This is a genomic window from Portibacter marinus, assembly GCF_021533195.1.
Taxonomy (GTDB): Bacteria; Bacteroidota; Bacteroidia; order Chitinophagales; family Saprospiraceae; genus Portibacter; species Portibacter marinus.
In genome coordinates this window covers 156264-176076 of sequence record NZ_JAJNKB010000007.1, presented here as the reverse complement: position 1 = coordinate 176076, position 19813 = coordinate 156264, and the positions used below count along the sequence as shown (strand labels likewise).

Here is a 19813-nt window from a genome sequence, read left to right as displayed (position 1 = left end):
GGATGGATTGTATTTTGTCGCAAATTAATGAATTCGATCTTCCAAACTGCTAAAGCTTGGGGAATTTTGTAGGGGAGAGTGCGTATGTATGCAAATCTGATGTGAAAGTGGTTGTGTGGACGGGAAGAGAGACTTAGAAGTGAAGGTGAGTTTGTGCTTGTAAATAGGGGTGAGGCATGTTCAAATCAATATGTTAAGTACCCGATCACTAAAGATCGCTTTAAAACGAACCTCTTATGGCTGCGATCACGTTCAGTCCCGGTCCACTCACTCCTGAAGCAAATGGCCTGTAATGCTTGTCAAATATATTCTCCACTCCCAACTGAAAAGTGTAATTTCTCCACTTGTAATCTGCATAAGCATTCACGATAGTCCAACCAAGCGCACCTTCAGGTGTCGCGTATTCAGGATTGTCGACACTGCCTCCAAATTCTTCCAATGGCTTTCGACCATTATATTGGCTTAAAAGCGTAAAATTCCACTGATCTAAATTGTATTCTAATTGTGTGCGGCCGTAAAGAGGGGGTAAGTGAGATAGCGGTTGTTGTTCATCTCCAAGCACTGAACCCTTGATGAAATTCAGAGAACTTGAAAGTAAAAGACTGTTTAAAATTGAATATTTGAAATTTACCGACAGTCCATAAATTTCTGCTTCTTCAGCATTGACATTCGCTTCCACATTATAGGTAAGCCCATTGCTTATAAATGTTGTGCTTCCATCTGGCAACATGAAATTTTGACGAATGATGACATCTGTCAGTCTTGTATAAAATGAGGTTATTGATAATTGACTTCCTCTCCCGAAACTTCTGTTGATGTTCACTTCACCATTCCAAGATTGCTCTGCGTCTAAGCTAGTATTGGGAACCACCACATTGTCATTATTGATTCTTAACTTTCCAATGTCATCAACATTGGGAGCTCTAAAAGCAGTAGAAGACAGAAGTCTTAGAGTCCACTCAGGAGTTGGTTGCCAATTGATTCCAGCTGACCAACTAACGGAGCTATTGATAGCATTGACCCCATCATAGAAGAAAGAAGGCCATTGGATAGGATCAGACTCCAGGTACTTAACAGAAGTAGCATATGAAGAAAATCTGAGACCTCCATGAAAAACAAAGTTAGAATCAGGAGACTCATTAATGTATTGCGCATAGATGCCACCTATATTCATGGTGGAACCTGCACTGGGATATCGAGTTAATGCTTTGTCATTTCTTACGTCACCAATGATATTTTCTTCCCATGCTTCAGATTGAACTGTATTGTATTGAAAATCAGCACCGTAATAAATTGTATGCTTGCGTCGACTAAAAATGTCCTTCTTTGCATCAATCGTCAAAGCACTGACACCTACAGTCTCTACACCTACCTCTCTAAAGGTAAAGCCGAATCCCCTTTGTATTCTGGATTCTTCTATATTCTGGCGAGACGCTATGACCAAGAATTCATCCATCCATGGCTTGCTCTCAGTCCACTTGTACTTCAGACTGTACAGCGATCGGTCTTGAGGGCCATAATACCATTCTGCAAACCTGAAATTTTCACCATCCTTTACAATCAGTTGATCGTATCTGGGGATGTCAGATGAAGTGGAACTCTGAATATTTGCCGTAATATTCATTCGATCATTGATCTGAAACCTGAATTTTTGCAAAAAATCAAATTGGCTGTATCCGGTCGCCACTTGAATGTTTGGATTTGGATTAGATTCAACACGATCTTCAGCAGGCAGAAAAATACTACCCTCGCTTGTCGCCGGAATCTGAAATTCAAACCTTTTTCCATATTCAGGATATGCTTTAGTTCTCCTGGAACCCATGCGCAAGTCATCAAAATCACTGTATGAAACACTTGTTAAACTCGCCCATTTCTTAAAGCCAATATTAATATCACCATGTACGGTTTTTTCCTGATTAGCACTACCGTATCTGGCAAAATAATTTCCAAAAACTCTTGCTTTGCGATTTTCATCTAAATTTAAAACTGGATCTTTGGTTCGAAAGTGTATGACCCCACCTAAGGCGTCACTACCATACATTAAAGAAGAAGGTCCATAAATCACTTCCATTTGTTCTAACATGGAATTATCGATGGTAATGGCATTCTGCAAGTGGCCGTTTCTGTAAATGGCATTATTTAATCTGACGCCATCTACGACCAGAAGCACTTTATTTGCTTCAAATCCTCTGATCACTGGTGACCCTCCACCCATTTGTGACTTCTGTACATATACATCTGCATTTCTGGCTAAAGCGTCCACCGAGGTCTGTGGATTGGTCACGGCAATGTCTTCACTTCTAACCGCATCTATTTTTTGCAGAAAATCTCTCGAGCGAATGTCACTTCTACCCACCAGAATCACCTCTTCCAGAATTTCGTTGGTAGGTTCTAATTTTATAGTAATGTCTTGAAGATCAATGGTTTTTAGATTGATACGTTCATTTTTAAAACCTAGGTACTTAAGATTAAGCCATTCATTCTCAAAAGTCTCTGAAACTTCCACCTGACCATTTAGGTCACTCACCTTCGCAAAAGTAAATTGATCATTATAAATTTCGACTCCTATAAGGGGTTCATCTTGCTGATCAGTAATGGTGATGGTTTTTTGACACTGAGAGTGGTAAGTTCCCAATAATAAAAATAGGAGACTAAGAAGTTTTAGGTAAGTTGATCTGAAATGTAGTCCCCTCATTCAATTTAGAATTTTTAACAAATATTTTGCCCTTATGATACTGTTCAATGATCCTTTTTGCAAGAGATAATCCTAATCCCCATCCGCGTGACTTTGTAGAATATCCCGGCATAAATACGGTTTTTTGCTTAGAATCCGGGATCCCTTTACCAGTATCCGATAAAAGTATAACGACTTGATTGGCTTCCGTGTTTACTTTGGCCGATATTTCACCTTTCCCTTCCATCGCATCCAGTGAATTTCTGATGAGGTTTTCTAGTACCCAAACAAAAAGATGTTTGTTAATGCTGACATAGGTTTCATGGTCAGAAGCGGGTGGAAAATCAAATCTGACATTTCTGGAAGCACGTTTTTCCATGTATTCCTTAGTCTCCTGGAGGATTTCATAGATCTCGTATCTCTCCAGTTTTGGTTCTGAGCCTATTTTTGAAAATCGATCAGCCACCAAATTAAGGCGGTCCACATCATTGGTCAATTCGCCTATGATTTCAATCTGGTTTTCGGTGATGTTTTCGTCGACCTTCAGCATTTCTAACCATCCAAGTATGGCAGAGATAGGCGTTCCTAGTTGGTGTGCGGTTTCTTTTGCCATTCCCGCCCACACTCTATTTTGCTCTTCTCTCCTAGAAGCAGAAAATACCAGATAACCCAGGAGTATGAAAATGGCAACCAGTAAAAACTGGACCAAAGGGTAAAGACGAATAAGATTGTATAGCCTGGAGTAGTTAAGATAAATAACCCTGGAATATCCAGTTCCTTGAATAGGTTCGAAATTTCTTTTTGACTTTTCAACCTGTTTCTTTAGAAATTCCTGATCTAAAAGTTTTTCTTCCGGATAATTTGACCCTTCCAGATTTCCTTCTTCATCCTCTAAAACTACTGGTACAGTGTTATTCCTGATAATCTGATCAACTAATTTGAGATCGGCGTTTAAGTCTTCATTGGCATAAGCTTCGTCCAGGGCCAAAGCAAACAACTTAACGCTTTTTAGTTCTTTTTCACCCAATTGATTCGCTAAAAAATAAGAATAAAATGAAGTGATGACTACAATAATCATCCCGAAAATCGCGAGGAGTATCCTCCATTTTGACCTCGATTTATATAACTCCATTTATTGGTTTTCCCTTTGTAAAAAAGCCTGTACTCGTTCTTTCGCATTCTCTCGCATATTGGCATAAAAGAAATTATAGTCGGCAATGTGATAATTTCTTGTCCTTAAAAATATGCTGCCCCTAAACTTAGGCTTTGTCACCCACAAATGACCTTTATGCCTTTGCGCATCAACAATTCCCTTCTTCACTCCTTTATTAAAATCATACAAGACCGTGCCATCATTTTCACTCGCCGGCACATAGAGGGTATCAGTGGTCCAACTTAAGGGATTGGTCACCACAATATCTTCAGCTCCGTCTTTCCACTGTGGCAGATATCCGCGTTGGTATGATCTCCAGGAAACATAACAGCCGGTTTCAGTGCTATTCTGGCAAGGTTCCAATTCTGAAAACTCTGATTTGCTAACTGGAATTCCTATCAGGTAAGCTGCAACCAATTGACTCATCAGGGGCTCACCTTCGAAGTACTCTTTCACCAGTTTCTTAGCATGAGTGGTCCCCTGGCTATGTGAGGCTATGATGATGGGTCTACCCTCGTTCCAATGCTGTAGATAGTATTCAAAAGCTTTGCGTACATCAGAATAGGCCAATTCAAAAGCCTGTTCTGCAGAGGATTGATCATAGCCATCAGACCTTGTGTAATAGGAAAAGATGTGCGCTTGCCTGTATCTTGGAGCATAAATCTTAGCTGCACCATTAAAAACACTGGCTTGAAACAAAATGGCTGTTTCATCGGTTTTTTCATTAAGCTCCTCGTCATCCAGATTTCCATTCCACTCCGTATTGCCCTTTTCCTTAGTGTAAGTCGTTGGATGTAGAAAAAACACATCAGCCTCTGCTTCAGACTGCATATCTTCGTAAATTGATCCAGGTGTTCGATCAGCATTGTCTTTCTTCTGGGGATGTGCTGCCCAATACTTGAGCTCGCTATAGTCGGGAAAGTCTCTTTTTTGTTCAACTTCAAAGCTCCCTTGAGGAATGGTTTTACAAGAAATTAGAACAATCATCAACAAAAAATACCTCATGCGCAACTAACGATTTTAAGGGCCTATATATTGGTCAGGGCCTGGATAATGTCACCTGAAATATCATCCAGATGCTCTAATCCTACTGAAATTCTAATTAAGCCAGGAGTGATCCCCAATGACAATCTTTCGTTTTCCGTCAATTTGCGATGAGTCGTCGAAGATGGGTGTGATGCGATGCTCCTGGTATCGCCCAAGTTAGCGGTAAGCGAGAGCATTTTCAAATTGTTTAAAAATATTCGACCAGCATCCACCCCGCCTTTCAGGTCAAATGTGACTATGGCACCACCCTGTGACATTTGCCTACGAGCAATGTCGGATTGAGCGTGACTCTCTAGAAACGGGTAATTCACTTTTTTGATTTTCTCTTGTCCTTGTAACATTGTGGCCAATTGATACGCATTTGCACAGTGTCTATCCATTCTAACGGCAAGGGTTTCTAAGGATTTGGTTAGCACCCACGCATTAAAGGGACTCAGAGAAGGGCCTGCACTTCTGACGAAATTGAAAACCTTTTCCATATTTTCTGCTGAACCACAGACCACACCTCCTAATACCCGACCCTGTCCATCTATAAATTTTGTAGCAGAATGACAAACGATATCTGCTCCGAAAGCTGCCGGTCTTTGCAAATAGGGCGTGGCGAAGCAGTTATCCACATTAAGCATCAAATCGTGCTTTTTGCACCATCGGGAAATATTCTGAAGATCATAAATGTGCAAGCCTGGATTGGATGGTGTTTCTAAATAAACCATTTTGGTATTAGGTCTTATCGCATCCGTCCATTCATCAACTCCCTGGTCCGGCGTTAGAAAAGTATATTCAATTCCGAATCCGGATAGATAATTTTCCATCATCTTGTAGGTTGAGCCAAAAACGGCTCTGGATATGAGCAGGTGGTCTCCCTTTTTTAGAAATGCTACAAAACTTGCAAAAATAGCCGACATCCCACTTGCAGTCGCTATTGCGTCCTCAGTACCTTCCAATGCTGCCATCTTCATTTCAAACTCACGGACGGTAGGATTGGTAAATCTACTGTAGATATTTCCATCTTCCTCACCGGCAAATACATCTCTCATTTGCTCAGCAGTTTCGAAGGTAAAACTACTCGTCGGAAAGATGGGGGTACTATGCTCTCTGTGCTTTGTTTGGCTGGTCTGTAGCCTAATCGCCTTTGTCTCAAATTTCATATGAGGATTAAAGGTATACTGAAATGCGCTAAATTTTAGACTATTTCATAGGAACTTGTTATTTCTGCTGCTTTTTCAAGCATTTTAGAAACGCTGCAGTATTTGCCTAAAGACATATCGATGGCCTCTTTTACTTTTGCTTCTTTTAAATCACCGCTTAGAATATAATGAATATGAATTTTAGTAAAGACGGCCGGGATTGCACCTTCCTCTCTAAATCCTTCTACCTCCACATCCAGATTCTTCAAATTTTGTCTCATTTTTTGTAGAATGGTGACTATGTCTATCGAACTACAGCCGGCCATTGACATTAATAATAACTCCATTGGCCTAACGCCTTTTCCTTGCCCTCCTATTCCGGGTGAACCATCCATCGAAGCAATATTACCACTCGTATTCCAGGCGCGGAAATGTACTTTGTCATTCACGCGCTTCATTTTAACTTTTGTCATTCTCCTTCAGTTAATTCCATGTAAGCTGCATCTAAACTTCTTTCTATCCCATTTCCACTCCATTGTGGTGCACCTTTAACCACAGTCATTTCTTTTTTTAAATCCTGTAAAGACTTACCTGCCTCTATTCCTTTTTCCACCTCCAGCATCAATTGTTCTAAATAATTAGTGAAAGCTTTGACATCTTCTATACTTCCTGTGATTTCAAAACCTTCTCCTGAGTGTCCAAAGATAAAAATAGTATCCTCATCGAACCTTTTCACCGTATGATCCAGAATATGAATCCAATTTCCTATGTGTGCCCCGGCTGATTTATCGATGTAAGGAAACCTCCGGTTAAATACCAGATCTCCCATGTGGACAATGTTGGCATTTTCAAAATGGGTGATGATGTCGCCATTTGTATGTCCTCGACCGTGGTAGCTACACGTAATCGTTTCGTCTCCTATTTGGTTGCTCCATTCCTCCTCGAAGGTCATATCAGGGTATAATTGACCTTCTTCATTTCCACGCTCTTTGGCCACTCTCATTTGATTGGCCTTCGAGTTTTCATGGGCAAATACATGTTCTGTCATTTCCTTGAAGGCGATATTTCCTCCTGTATGGTCCCCATGGTGGTGGGTATTGATTAGAAAGTTGACCTTTTGATCCGTTTGTTTCCGTATTTCTCCTATTAAATTTTCTGCACTTTCAGGAAACTGAGCGTCAATGACTACCACTCCTTCATCATTGACCATCCATCCGATCGTTCCTCCTCTGTCTGTATAAAACCCTACATTTTTTCGAAGCGGTGTAAAAGCTCCAACTTTCGAAATGTTTAAAGCAGGAATCAGTTGGGGAGGCAAGAAAAGTGAGGCGGCACCAAGACTGGTAAATTTTATGAAGTCCCTTCTGAACATATACATAAGTTAGTGGATTTTTACTTTGTTAATAATCAAAATAACGCAATTCTAAAGTTAAGGTTTAATATTGAGAGCCAGTATTAATTTGATGGGAGCTTAATAGAAAGTGATTGATCTATGTTAAATTTGTTCATATTAAAATAAATGACAAATAGTATTGCATGAAATCAATCATTAAACATCTTGGTATAACTCTTTTCTTATTTAATACCGTTTTGGGGTTTACTCAAATTGGCCCTGTTATTAAAGATGGTGAAGCTCAAGTTGTAGAAGAATTTGCTGACATGAGTAACTGGATACGCCATGATTTGTGGGTTGAAACAGAATTTGACACAGATGGTGATGGTCAATTAGACCGCATGCATGTATCTGTCACGAGGCCTGGACAAACGGATTCTACAGATCTCAAACTTCCTGTTGTTTATGCTTCATCACCCTATTACTCGGGAGTCCAGGCTGATCCTCCGGGAATCTTTTGGAATGTAAGGCATCAATTAGGAGAAGATGCTGAACCTCGTGTTCTTACTGAGGTAGTGAGAAAAGGAGAGCGTCCTATCATCTCTAACAGTGAGATAGAAAAATGGGTGCCAAGAGGTTATATCGTCGTCCATTCTTCCTCTCCTGGAACGGGTTTATCAGATGGTGTGCCAACTGTAGGTGGAGATAATGAATCTTTAGCTCCAAAAGCTGTAGTGGAATGGTTGGCTGGGAAAGACAATGGATATTCAGATAGAGTGGGAGGAGAAAAAGTATACGCTTTTTGGTCGAATGGCAATGTTGGCATGACCGGCACTTCTTACAATGGAACCTTACCACTCGCAGCTGCGACGACTGGTGTCGATGGATTGAAGGCTATTATTCCCATTGCTCCTAATACATCGTATTATCACTATTATAGATCTTACGGTCTGGTCCGATCTCCCGGTGGCTATTTAGGAGAAGATATCGACGTTCTTTTTGATTTTATTTATAGCGGAGATGAATCTAAAAGAGCCTACGGTCGAGCCACTGTGAGAGATAAGGAGATGGCTGAAGGAATGGATCGAAAAACTGGTGATTACAATGAATTCTGGGCTGGTCGAGACTATCTGAACGATTTGGAACCAATGAAAGCGGCATTGTTCATGGCTCATGGATTTAACGATTGGAATGTGATGCCGGAACATAGTTACAGAATATATGAGGCTGCTAAAAAAATGGGTATCCCTCACATGATTTACTATCATCAAGATGGTCACGGTGGCCCTCCACCTTTCTCTCTCATGAACAAGTGGTTCACCAGGTACCTTCACGGTGTGAACAATGGCGTCGACACATTGCCGAAAGCCTGGATCGTCAGAGAAGGAGATGACCAGGACAATCCTACTGCCTATGAAGATTACCCACATCCAGACGCTGAAGATGTCACTTTATATTTAAATCCAGGAGCTCCTGCAGCAGGTGAATTGACTCTTGAACATTACAGTAGTGACATTCAGAAAGAAACTTTTGAAGACAATTTTTCATTTGATGGTGCGTCTTTAGCCAAGGCTGAAATTACCGATCATCGCCTTTTGTATTTGTCGCCTATCTTGCGTGAAGACCTGCATCTATCAGGCGAAGCATCTATTACTATTAGCCTTGCTAGCAGTAAGGAGGCGACTAACTTATCAGTTTGGCTGGTCTCCTTACCCTGGAATGAAGGAAGCCAAGCCAAAATAACAGACAACATCATTACACGAGGCTGGGCGGACCCACAAAACTATAAGTCCATATCTGAAAGTGAGCCTTTGGTTCCGGGTCAATTCTATGATTTCTCATTCAAACTACAGCCAGATGATCAGATTATTTCATCTGGTCAACAGGTAGCTTTGATGATATTTGGTAGTGATCGGGAATTTACTTTATGGCCGGATCCCGGAACTGAGGTAACCATTGATTTATCAAAGACTAAGCTTAAATTACCTATCGTAGGTGGAGAAAGCACTTATAGAGCCGCAATTGAATAAAAAAGAGCCAGACTACCCTAGAAAGCCTGACTCATTATATAAATTCGGATTGCAATATTTTTGATTACATGATTACATATTCAGCAGAAGAGAAAAAATTTTCTAATTCATCTGAAATGTCCAATGCTATATGATGGTGTTTCAATTTTTTTTGAAATCTGCTTATAAAGATTGACTAGTGAATAAGCTCTGTATTAAAAGCCAGATCAAATTGCGAAATCAATGATTCAATTTTATTCTGAAGATCCATTTCGTTAAAATCATAGATCACTACACCAGGATTGATTTCTATTTTTCTGAACAATCTTTCATCCGCATTGGCAGGAATGAGCGAAAGATGATTTCCTTTTTTCTTTGAATGTATTCCGAGTGCTTCCATGCGGTTCGTATTAATTGTAATTAAAGTTTAAGTACTCACTCAATATCAATTGGCGTGCCAAATACATAAGATATTGTATTTCAATTTATTATGACAATTATTGGTAGCTTAAAAAGATGATATATCATCTTGTGACTAAATATCATCTTTTCATTGAAGCCGAAAGGAGGGTGATCTGCTTAAACAGGGCTCGCCCGTACTCTGAGATTTGATCTGGTTCAACAGTAAAATCATATTCTTGCAGCTCACTCTTGAAAAGTTTCCAATTCTTTATCTGTTGTACCATAAATTCTAAAAAACGAGTGGAAGCTTCCGGAATGTCTTTTTGCACGTACTTCAATATATATGCAGAACCAAGTGTACTTCCAAGAAAGGTATAAGCCACTGCAACCATATAGTCCATGTGATCGTGAAATGATCTGTCAACTACACCGCTCACTGTTTGATAAAGATCATCTGAATCGCGATGATCTTCTTGTATATATCGTAATCCTAAATCTCCAGAAAGGTATTTGTAAAAGGGAGAATCTTTGAAATGTTCTTTTTCAGAATAAAGGAATGCGTTAATCTGATGTGTCACCAAAAGCCAGGAATGATAATGCTCTGTATTAAAGGTGCCTTGTTTGATCAACTGGCCTACACCGTCCTCATCAAGTTTTTGATGCAATGGTGCGGTTTTTTCACGGAGTAAGGTTAAAATGTCATTGCTGGACATTCGCTAGTTTATTCTCAAGTTGGATCGTGGTGTTCACTATCTCATCGTATGAAGCTCTGTTAAAGGCCAGGTTTCTTATTTTTTCGATATCTAAAGAAATGAGGACAAACATTTCTTGTATATCTCTTTCCTTGTCCTTAATCTTTTTATTCTCCTCTACAGCCTTCTCGACAACCATATGAAGGTCATCTAAATTATCCTTGAGCACATAACCATTCGCACCTCTCAAAATAGCCTGAGCTACTTCTTCCTCATTGTTCAAAGCTCCTGTAACAAAAATAAACGGAACGTCCCAGGATTTTTTTGATAGAAGAAGAATTTCCAAACCGTTACAGTCCTTCATATCATAATCACATAGAATCACATCCGGTTTAACCCATGAAACCCTATCCTTATAGTCTTCCATTCCTTCGCCAAATGTGAAAACGGCATTTGGAAAGTGTTTTATTAACTTACTTTTAATCAATTCACGATCAAATCTTGAATCGTCAATGACTAAAATATTGACAATATCTTCATTCATTAGTCTTCTTAATAATCGATCCTATAAACATAGCAAAAATAAAATTTTCTACCATTTTAGCAGACTGGCAAACTAAAATTGAAAAGCCTTATTTTTTCCTTCTATTCTTCATAATTTCAGCAAAATTTTCATTAGAAGGCAGTGTTAATACAAATTTTGCTCCTTTTTTATATTTCTTATCTACTTTGATCTCGCCTCCATGTCGATCAATAATCTTTTTTACGATTGCCAAGCCCACTCCTGTCCCCTTATATACATCATCAGAAACCATCCGCTTAAACACTTCGAAAACCGCTTTTTCTTTGCCACGTGGTATCCCAATTCCATTATCTGAAAAATGAACTTCCACATAACCCTCCCGCTGAATATATGACACCTCAATTTCAGGTCGCGTTTCAGGATGCACATATTTGATGCTATTAGTCATGAGATTCTGAAATACTTGCTTTAACAGCCGTCTGTCTCCGTATACCAATGGTATTTCTTGCAATATTTGGTAATTTGCCCCATCCTTTTCATTTCCCAAATGACTCCATACTTCAGAGATAAGCTCGTTTAAATCAACTTCACTAACCTCCAGCTTGTTACTATTAAACTTAGAATAATTCAAAATATCTTGAATGAATTCCTTCATTCGAGAAATATTCTCTAGAATCATACCAATCAATTTGAGACCGTAATCATCAAACTTATGAGCATAATCTTCTGCTAAAATCTTAGCGAAGCCATCTATGGATCTAAGAGGAGACATTAAATCATGACTTACGGTATAGGAGAAGCTTTCCATGTTCTGATAGGCCTCCTTTAATTCTTTATTGACCAATATAAGTTCGTTGTATTTCTTATATACGAGTTCTCTAATCTCATTTTTAATGGTTTTGGCAATCTCTATTTCATCTGATTTCCACGGTTTAGATTGATCTTTGATAACCCCTTTCCATCTTTCAAATGATTTTCGCGGTGTCAAACGGCCTTTTACTTTATCAAAAGATTTGGATTCATTAGGATTACCCGCCCAAGTTACTTCGGAAACCTCTTCCGGCCTTGTAAAAATGATGTAATCCTGAGAAATCTGTGATAATTGCAAAATCATTAATCCCACCAATTTTTCGTGAAATATCTGGTCCGCAAGTAAATATTTAGAAGATGAAGTATGTAAAATATCAAATGACCCTTTTTCCGCAAGCCAATCAAAAAGTCTTTGATGATCTATGTCACTAAGGTTTTTTGTGTACTGGATAGAATCTCCTGCTTTTACCAAAATACCTTTAGCATCCATGATCTGAAGTAGTTCATTTGAATGCTTTAGAAGTGTCTTAGCAATATCAGGTGAATTAATAATCTTGCTTAAAATTTTATCCTTATGATATTGCTTTTGTAACAAATTATTTTGGATTTGACCACTCTCCATTTTATCCAAATTCATGGAAATAAACTTCGATAAGAATTTAAGCCACTTTCTGGTTCTGTAATTGATAACTTTAGGTGCTGTATGATGGCAAGCAATGAGACCCCAAAGCTTATTTTCCTTTATGATGGCCACACTGAAGGAAGCCTTGACATCCATATTGGATAGATATTCCAGGTGGATTGGTGATACACCTCGAGAGTGAATGTTAATCAAACTCAGGTCTTTATCATAATCAGAATCTGCGTTTTTGTAAATCGGAACCTGCTCATTTTCGACATTTGCAATGGTCCTAATAATTTCTTGAAAATATAGCGCTCTGGCTTGCTCTGGGATATCAGTCGAAGGAAATCGCAGTCCTAAAAATGACGAACGCTCTTCCGTTTTCAATTCACCAATGACTTCACCATGATATTTTTCATCAAACTGATAGATCATGATATGATCATAACCGGTAATAACACGCACCTCCTGTAGAACAGCATTAAAGAAACCTGGTAAGCTCTTATCCTCTGTCAGACGAAGTATGGAGTTTTGATATTCATCTAAATTGAAATTCTCAGGTGTTAGGGCTTCTAGTTCAAAATAGATCAGTCCATCCTGTTGGTGTTTTATCAACCTCCTTTTACCTAATGATGTATTGACTTCGAAGGTTTGGTCAAACTCCAATTTCTTTAAAACGGTTAAGTCCTCCTCAATGAATCCTTGTATCCCCTCATCCTTAACATAGGGCAAAAGGTCCTCTGTTACGAAATGCCAGTTATGATATTCTGCATCTATAACCAAAAGAGAAGCATAAGATTGTAATCTTCTAATTAATTTTATTGGCTCTTTATCACAATTATGTAAGTCATATTCTTTTGGATAAAGACTAGGTATATTATCTTTCAACATCGAAGCTCTGTATTAAAATCATCGAGGCGAGCAATTTGGTGTTGCATTTTCACAAATGTAGCTCGAATTAAGGACTTTGTGATAAATTAGCTCATTTTTCTTGTTTTTGACAAAATTTTAAACACTTTATTGACAAACTTTGAATCAATATCAACTTTGACAAGCTTGGCAGAGGCTATTTCGTCGATGTATTGCATTGTCAATTCAAAAGGAAAATTACAAATAATCTCTGATTCACTCCAAAGATTGATTGGGCATCCGACATCCATTTTACAAATCGATACCAACATGAGTATCCAAGAATGGAAGTCAATGACCTCAAAATCCTGTAATATACTTCACAGGAGGAAAACCGAAATTGTTGATGAACAAGAGAATGAACTTAGAGCAGAAGTGCAATATTTAAATTTTTCACATCAAGATGACCTTTACTGCCTTTATATCTTAGAGCTTATAGATCAAATACGGGAAGCCACCACTTCGCTTCAATCTCTAGCTCAAGAATTTTCTTACGACCATTATGCGCCAAATGCTATTTTCTATTTCGATAAGGATGGTGCCACTACATATAAAAACCCACTAGCCAAAGCATTGAGGTTGAAGGCCGAAAACATGAAAGACATTTTCCTGGAGCCAGAAATAGGAGCTTTGCCATCAGCCCTTCATAAATTACAACCTGGAAAAGAGCACATCATCAGAATGATTATGAAATGCAATGGTGAGCTCATAGAGGGATATGCCAGGGTATCGATTTATCCGGAACACCGGGATACCGAGTTTTTCAGACTGGAGTTTTTGCTTCTTGATGGAATGAGTCTCACGGACAAACCTTTAGAACAGGCCATGATCGAAATCGATCGACTGAAAAGAGAGGTAGTTGTCGCTAAAGAAATCATCATCGACGATGCATTCATAGATTTTAAGTTTGATGACATTGTCACACAATCAAAAAAATACAAGGCTGTTTTAAGACAGGTCGCTCAAGTTGCGGACACAGATTCCACGGTGTTGATCACCGGGGAAACAGGTACAGGTAAAGAATTGCTCTGCAATATTTTATACAATCTTAGCGATAGGTCAAATGAAATTATAGTTAAAGTCAATTGTGCTACTATTCCAGAAAATTTAATAGAATCGATCTTATTCGGACATGAAAAGGGCGCATTCACAGATGCTAAAGGTCAGAGAATAGGAAAATTTGAATTGGCACATAAAGGCACGATTTTTCTTGATGAAATAGGTGAGATGCCATACGAAATGCAGTCCAGATTATTGAGGGTTTTGCAGGAAGGTGAAATCGAAAGAGTAGGTAATCCAAAACCTATAAAGATAGATGTTAGGGTGATCGCCGCTACCAATAGGAATCTGGAGCAGATGGTAAAGGAGAAGAAGTTCAGATCAGATCTATTTTATAGATTAAATGTTTTTCCGATCTATAATATTCCACTTCGTGAAAGGAAGGAAGACATTAGTTTGCTGATCAAACATTTTATACAAGAAGCAAACAGAAAGACTGGAAGAAAAGTAAACAAAGTACTCGAAAGTGATGTCAAGATATTAGAGGATTATGATTATCCAGGAAATGTGAGAGAATTAGAAAATATTATTGAGAGATCTGTAATTTTATCTGATTCAGATACACTAAATTTAGGATTCTTTTCTGTGAATAATATTGACAAGAATGGAACCAATTCGCATTTTCTATCATTAGAGGATATGGAAAGGACCCACATTAGTGATGCACTTAAGATTGCAAAAGGAAGAATTACGGGTCAAAATTCAGCAGCTGAATTATTAAAAATTAACGGAAAAACACTAGTATCAAGAATTAAAAAATTAAATATTAACCCCAAACAATTTAAAGCTTAAAGCGTGAGCAACACCAGATATAAGAATACTGATCCACTATCAGCTATCAAAAAGTATAGTAAAGCAGGTAATGAAAGTCTGTTACTTGTTTTTGACGCCGAATGGTCTAGTCTTTCTTCTATGACCGAAGTCATTATTAATAAAATCTCTTCTGAAAAATCCAATTTAAATATCGTTTTAGCAGATATAGAAAAACATCCCGAAATTTCTAAAAAATATCGAATCCGGCGAGTGCCTACTTGCATACTTCTGGAAGACTCAGAAATGAAGTTTAGACACGAAGGTATGTTTTCTAAAAAAACGATTCTAGATAAAATAGCTCGATATTCATCGAACTAAATCAGATATTTAATAGTATCAGGTTTAAACACATGAAATGAAAAGGTGGTTGTTATCATATAGCCTGATTTTATTTATCACTGGAATTATGGCTTTCTCTGGAATATGCGGCGCCATATCCTTTTTGGCCCAAATTCTTTTCGTTTTCTTACTTATCATATTGTGTCTGGCGCTACTTAGCGCTTTAAGAAAGCAAAGGAGAAGAAATAGAAGCATCTCTACTTTGCTTAATAAACCTCATATCTAACTTCCTCTAAATTCCAATCGATCACTAATCCCTTTGCAATTGATTTGGCGATTTCCGTTCCATATAGTAATTCAATTAAATACAGCGCAGCTTCAAATGATTTTGCTCCTCCAGCAGAAGTAATGGCTTTTCCATCATGGACAAACAAAACATCGGATTTTACATCGAGATGAGGAAACATTTCCTTGTAAGTATCTATATCTGTGGGAAAAGTTGTAGACTTAAGGCCGTCCAGCAATCCCGCTTTAGCAAGTACAAATGCACCATCACAGTGCGATGTGATAAACTGAGCCCTCTCACCCACTGATTTCACAAAATTTATCATCTCTTCATTTTCCAGATCGGTATCAAGGTGATGTTCTGCACTTGGAACTACCAAGATATCTATAATCGGAACATCATCTGTGAGATAATTATAATCTGGCAAGATGCGCAACCCCTCAAAAGATTGGATGGGTTCATGAGTGTCAGCAATAGTGAAAACATTCATAGGTCGAATGCCTTCCCTGTATTGAGTATGTTGAAATATATCATAGGGAGCAGTCAATTCAGTATTGTATACACCCTCCATGATGAGAAATCCTACATTATACCAGTCCGGCTGAAGGGAGGTAGGACGATGTGAGGCATCATGCGCTTCATGTTCGCACGATAGTATAAAAATGAGTAAAAGTAAACAGTAATGCTTCATTTTCATGATTACAAGGTATCAGCATGTAATTTAAGTTATTCTACCATCATAGAATAATTGAAATAATACCACTATCTTACCTTGCTCATCGAAAATCTTACACTTTTAATACAAAATCAGATAAATTAGATCATTATATATTATTATGGATTAATATTTGTATAAAGTACATAGAGTTGTCCCTGACAATTCGTGTCCTTATATTAGTGAAGAATATGAGAAGAAATTAAAGTAGAGCGTTGAATTGGTGGAACTGCATAAAATTAGATAAGTAATATGACGATGAGACTGGGCTTTTTGATTTTTTTACTGAGTTTGTGTTCCTGCAAAGAACCTTCCAAAACAACAGTAAAATCTGAAGAACAAAAGAAAGTGGGGAAAGAACTGAATGGTTTGAACTGGATGTTGGGAAAATGGAAAAGAGAAGATACCGGTGAGCTTGCACTATGGTCTAAAAAAGAGGATACTTTTTTTGGTGGCATGATGGTGACGCTCAATGAAGAAGAAAAAGCGGTAATTCAGGAAGTGCTGTCGTTAGAAGGCCGCAAAGATGGAATTTATTTTAGTTCCAAAGAAAGAGGACAGACGAACAGGAGGAAGGCAGAATATAAAATGAGTAATAAAGACTTTGACGCTCCTAAATTTACGAATCAAAATACAGATTATCCCACTCATATTTCTTACATGAGAATTGGAAAAAATAAGATTAAAGTGGAGGAAATGGGCCAAAGCGGGCAAGGAAATTCTTACTATTTTATTAGGGAGATGTAAGTTATCCTCAAAATAAACGCTAATTTTATCATTGAACAAGTAGAAATAAGGGGTTGTGGCACAGGCAAAAAAAGTAGAAATAAAGAATAGAAAAGCCAAGTTTGAGTACCACTTCGTAGACACCTATGAAGCAGGCTTAAAGTTGGTGGGTACTGAAGTCAAAGCACTTCGTGCGGGAAATGCCAATCTCTCTGACGCCTATTGTGTGTTTCGCGATAATGACTTAGATGTTCATTCTATGTATATCGGCGAATATAAATATGGTAATCAAAATAACCATGAAACCAGAAGAGTAAGGAGGCTACTCCTTAAGAAATCAGAGCTTAGAAAGCTTCAGCGTAAAGTTGAGGAAAAAGGCAACACCATCGTTCCTTATCGTCTATATTTCAATGATCGCGGTTTTGCGAAGCTTGAAATTGCCTTGGCAAAAGGTAAAAAGTCCTACGATAAACGCGACCAGATCAAAGAAAGAGATCAAAAGCGGGAATTGGAGAGATTAAAGAAAATAAGCATCTGACTTGAGAGAACCCTTATTGAGGGTGGTAAATTTCAATGGCTTCCTCCAGAATCTTCTCTTTGTTAAAGGTCATTTTCTTTAATTTTTGATGGGCAAAGTATTCCATCTGTGAGGTGGAATAAGGATGTCCTGGTACTTCTGAATTCCCGTAAGCATTGATGCTTTCAATTTCTACGCCATCCGATCCAAACTTGACCAATTCGATGTAAGATTCACCGCCTATTGCCCGAAGTGTGCCATCTTTCTGCTTTTCAGAATAAATGGAAGCCAATACATCAGGTCCTCCCGCCATTGGAAAGCTGATCTCTCCTCTGCTGTGCTTTTGTATTTGGGCCAATGGTACTTGAATGGTCCCAAAGTTTTCCAAAAGTATTTGCTTAGCTTCCAGTAAACCTTTGTAGGCTTGTTCTTCACGTTGCATCAATTCCCCACGTACATCATGCATCGCATAAATGGTAGATAAGAAGAGGGACGCTCCAACACTTTCCACATTAGTCCTTCTGTCCCACGATTGAATGATCTCTAACATGTCTTTCACTTCCGGATATTCAGCGGAATTCATTTTCATTAAAACGTTGACATCCATACCCCTCACTTTTCTAAAAGCAGACGGATACCGGTTATCATATTTTACGGCTTTAAAGTCTTCATAACTAAGTTTTTCAGCACCCTCCATTAATTCCAAAAATCGAACGCTTCTATTGTTTTCCTTCCCGGAAGTCTGAAAACCCATCACTTGATTAAGGTCGTTTTCGACAGGACTGCAATTGGAGAATGACGCGGTAAATGGTGTATTGTTGGTATTGAAAACCCAACCACATTCAGGATTCAACACTTGCGGCAATGCTTCAAAAGGGACTAAATCATTCATACTGGTCTTGGTCTCCATGGTATTTCCGGGTAGTACTTTACTCCAGTCATATTTTGGGTCTCTCTTCGGAATGCTTCCATTAGATACATAGTAGATATTGTCTTCTCTATCAGCATAGACGATATTTGTACTCACAATACCTCTCATTTCCAAAGCATCTTTAAACTCATTCAAATTGCTTGCAAGATTCATTCTCCACCACTGCTCTGCCATCTTTAAAGTTTTTCCGGCCATAAAACTCCATGCATAAAATCCTTCATTAGTCTCAAAGGCAGGTCCGTAAATGGTCTCATAATAAGTTCTTGAAACAGGTATTTTTAAAAAACCCAGCACCTTAGCTTTGGCTCTGGCCTTCCTTTTAATCAATGGCATCCATTCTCCATCGACCATGTATGCAGTTTTATCATCGTTGACTTCTAACAAATACACATCCGAAAAATCCGCGTGATTAACAGTGTGCGCCCATCCTAAATGCTGATTTGCACCGAGAAAAATTGAAACTCCTCCGGCAAATGTCCCTCCGATAATGTCCATTCCCTCTTCGCTCTGCAGGTGTGCCTCATACCATGAGTACCATCCCTCCAATGGCTGATGAGAATTAATGGCGAGGTAAGTCTTCCCATCCCGGGTCTTATCAGATGAAATCGCAAATGCATTAGATCCTTTATCTTCGTTTTTAGGGAGGTCACGGTCAATTCGCCCACTGATTATTCGCTGAAGATCCCGGCCTGCACCTGATATCTCTGTGCTTCCCAGTAAGTAGCCTGTAATGATATCCTGACCACTTACTGGGAATAATTTCTTCAATATAACCCGTTCAGGATGCGAGGCAGCATATGCGTTTACACCAGCCACATAGCTTTCCAAATAAGACTTGAATTCACCACTTACCTGACTGTCATACTGGGCATTGACAAAGTCAGCAATGCCCATATACTGTATGCCTATATCTGCAATTACGCCATCTTTACCTTTAATTTCACCCAATACTCCACGACATGCTGCCTGAATTTCTTGTAGAGTGGTAAATTGATCCTCACATTGCGCCCATGCCAAACCATATGCGACACCATCATGGGTTGGCGCAAATATATGCGGGACTCCGAAAGAATCTCTGGCAATAACAATCTCATCCGTATTTAGAGATTGACCAGTTAACACATTTACGGAAGTTACAAACAAAAGAATTGTTATCAATCGCTTCATTAATCTTTAAATTAAATCC

17 protein-coding genes are annotated in these 19813 nt (G+C 38.6%); 5 read left to right on the top strand and 12 right to left on the bottom strand.

All coding sequences use genetic code 11. The annotated features are described in order from the left end of the window. Positions 1–220 precede the first annotated feature (220 nt). Genes L2567_RS15760 through L2567_RS15735 form a run of 6 tightly spaced genes read right to left on the bottom strand, consistent with a single transcriptional unit; the run spans position 221 to position 7373 of the window. On the bottom strand, positions 221–2695 hold the full coding sequence (locus L2567_RS15760) for a TonB-dependent receptor plug domain-containing protein (protein ID WP_235298766.1): 2475 nt from the start codon (positions 2693–2695) through the stop codon (positions 221–223). After that, positions 2652–3806: a sensor histidine kinase gene (locus L2567_RS15755; RefSeq protein ID WP_235298765.1), complete on the bottom strand. Its 1155-nt coding sequence runs from the start codon at positions 3804–3806 to the stop codon at positions 2652–2654. Before L2567_RS15755 ends, L2567_RS15760 begins: the two co-directional genes overlap by 44 nt. Continuing rightward, positions 3807–4832, bottom strand: a complete 1026-nt coding sequence (locus tag L2567_RS15750; RefSeq protein WP_235298764.1) for a DUF3089 domain-containing protein — start codon at positions 4830–4832, stop codon at positions 3807–3809. A gap of 23 nt (positions 4833–4855) precedes the next feature. Further along, positions 4856–6022: an O-succinylhomoserine sulfhydrylase gene (locus tag L2567_RS15745; RefSeq protein WP_235298763.1), complete on the bottom strand. Its 1167-nt coding sequence runs from the start codon at positions 6020–6022 to the stop codon at positions 4856–4858. 35 nt (positions 6023–6057) lie between these two features. Then, complete coding sequence (locus L2567_RS15740; protein ID WP_235298762.1) at positions 6058–6474, bottom strand: OsmC family protein; 417 nt, start codon at positions 6472–6474, stop codon at positions 6058–6060. Then, positions 6471–7373, bottom strand: coding sequence for an MBL fold metallo-hydrolase (locus L2567_RS15735; protein ID WP_235298761.1), 903 nt, complete (start codon positions 7371–7373; stop codon positions 6471–6473). The genes L2567_RS15740 and L2567_RS15735 overlap by 4 nt, the downstream gene beginning before the upstream one ends. 164 nt (positions 7374–7537) lie before the next feature. On the opposite strand from L2567_RS15735, the gene L2567_RS15730 reads away from it, so the two are divergent. Then, the gene (locus tag L2567_RS15730) at positions 7538–9364 is read left to right on the top strand and encodes a Xaa-Pro dipeptidyl-peptidase (RefSeq protein WP_235298760.1); all 1827 of its coding nucleotides are present in this window, start codon (positions 7538–7540) and stop codon (positions 9362–9364) included. 175 nt (positions 9365–9539) lie between these two features. On the opposite strand, the gene L2567_RS15725 is transcribed toward L2567_RS15730, so the two are convergent. The 4 genes from L2567_RS15725 to L2567_RS15710 form a co-directional block, all read right to left on the bottom strand. After that, positions 9540–9743, bottom strand: a complete 204-nt coding sequence (locus tag L2567_RS15725) for a hypothetical protein (protein WP_235298759.1) — start codon at positions 9741–9743, stop codon at positions 9540–9542. A gap of 142 nt (positions 9744–9885) precedes the next feature. Next, entirely contained in the window at positions 9886–10458 is a 573-nt protein-coding gene (locus tag L2567_RS15720; RefSeq protein ID WP_235298758.1) for a biliverdin-producing heme oxygenase, read from the bottom strand. Next, a complete protein-coding gene (locus L2567_RS15715; protein ID WP_235298757.1) occupies positions 10445–10981 on the bottom strand; it encodes a response regulator in 537 nt (178 codons plus the stop codon). Before L2567_RS15715 ends, L2567_RS15720 begins: the two co-directional genes overlap by 14 nt. 88 nt (positions 10982–11069) lie before the next feature. Further along, positions 11070–13283, bottom strand: coding sequence for an ATP-binding protein (locus L2567_RS15710; RefSeq protein ID WP_235298756.1), 2214 nt, complete (start codon positions 13281–13283; stop codon positions 11070–11072). Positions 13284–13571: 288 nt separating this feature from the next. On the opposite strand from L2567_RS15710, the gene L2567_RS15705 reads away from it, so the two are divergent. Beyond that, a complete protein-coding gene (locus tag L2567_RS15705) occupies positions 13572–15152 on the top strand; it encodes a sigma-54 interaction domain-containing protein (RefSeq protein WP_235298755.1) in 1581 nt (526 codons plus the stop codon). Between the two features lie 3 nt (positions 15153–15155). After that, positions 15156–15491 (top strand): thioredoxin family protein, encoded by a 336-nt coding sequence (locus tag L2567_RS15700; RefSeq protein ID WP_235298754.1) that lies wholly within the window; start codon positions 15156–15158, stop codon positions 15489–15491. Between the two features lie 227 nt (positions 15492–15718). Here L2567_RS15700 and L2567_RS15695 read toward each other — a convergent pair whose 3' ends face one another. After that, positions 15719–16429 (bottom strand): DJ-1/PfpI family protein, encoded by a 711-nt coding sequence (locus L2567_RS15695; RefSeq protein ID WP_235298753.1) that lies wholly within the window; start codon positions 16427–16429, stop codon positions 15719–15721. A gap of 276 nt (positions 16430–16705) precedes the next feature. On the opposite strand from L2567_RS15695, the gene L2567_RS15690 reads away from it, so the two are divergent. Together L2567_RS15690 and smpB are read left to right on the top strand one after the other, a co-directional pair. Beyond that, positions 16706–17200 carry a DUF6265 family protein gene (locus tag L2567_RS15690; RefSeq protein ID WP_235298752.1) on the top strand — a complete coding sequence of 165 codons (495 nt, stop codon included), beginning with the start codon at positions 16706–16708 and terminating at the stop codon, positions 17198–17200. 55 nt (positions 17201–17255) lie between these two features. Continuing rightward, positions 17256–17717: an SsrA-binding protein SmpB gene (smpB, locus tag L2567_RS15685; protein ID WP_235298751.1), complete on the top strand. Its 462-nt coding sequence runs from the start codon at positions 17256–17258 to the stop codon at positions 17715–17717. Between the two features lie 13 nt (positions 17718–17730). Here smpB and L2567_RS15680 read toward each other — a convergent pair whose 3' ends face one another. Then, the gene (locus L2567_RS15680; protein WP_235298750.1) at positions 17731–19794 is read right to left on the bottom strand and encodes a penicillin acylase family protein; all 2064 of its coding nucleotides are present in this window, start codon (positions 19792–19794) and stop codon (positions 17731–17733) included. Positions 19795–19813 lie beyond the last annotated feature (19 nt).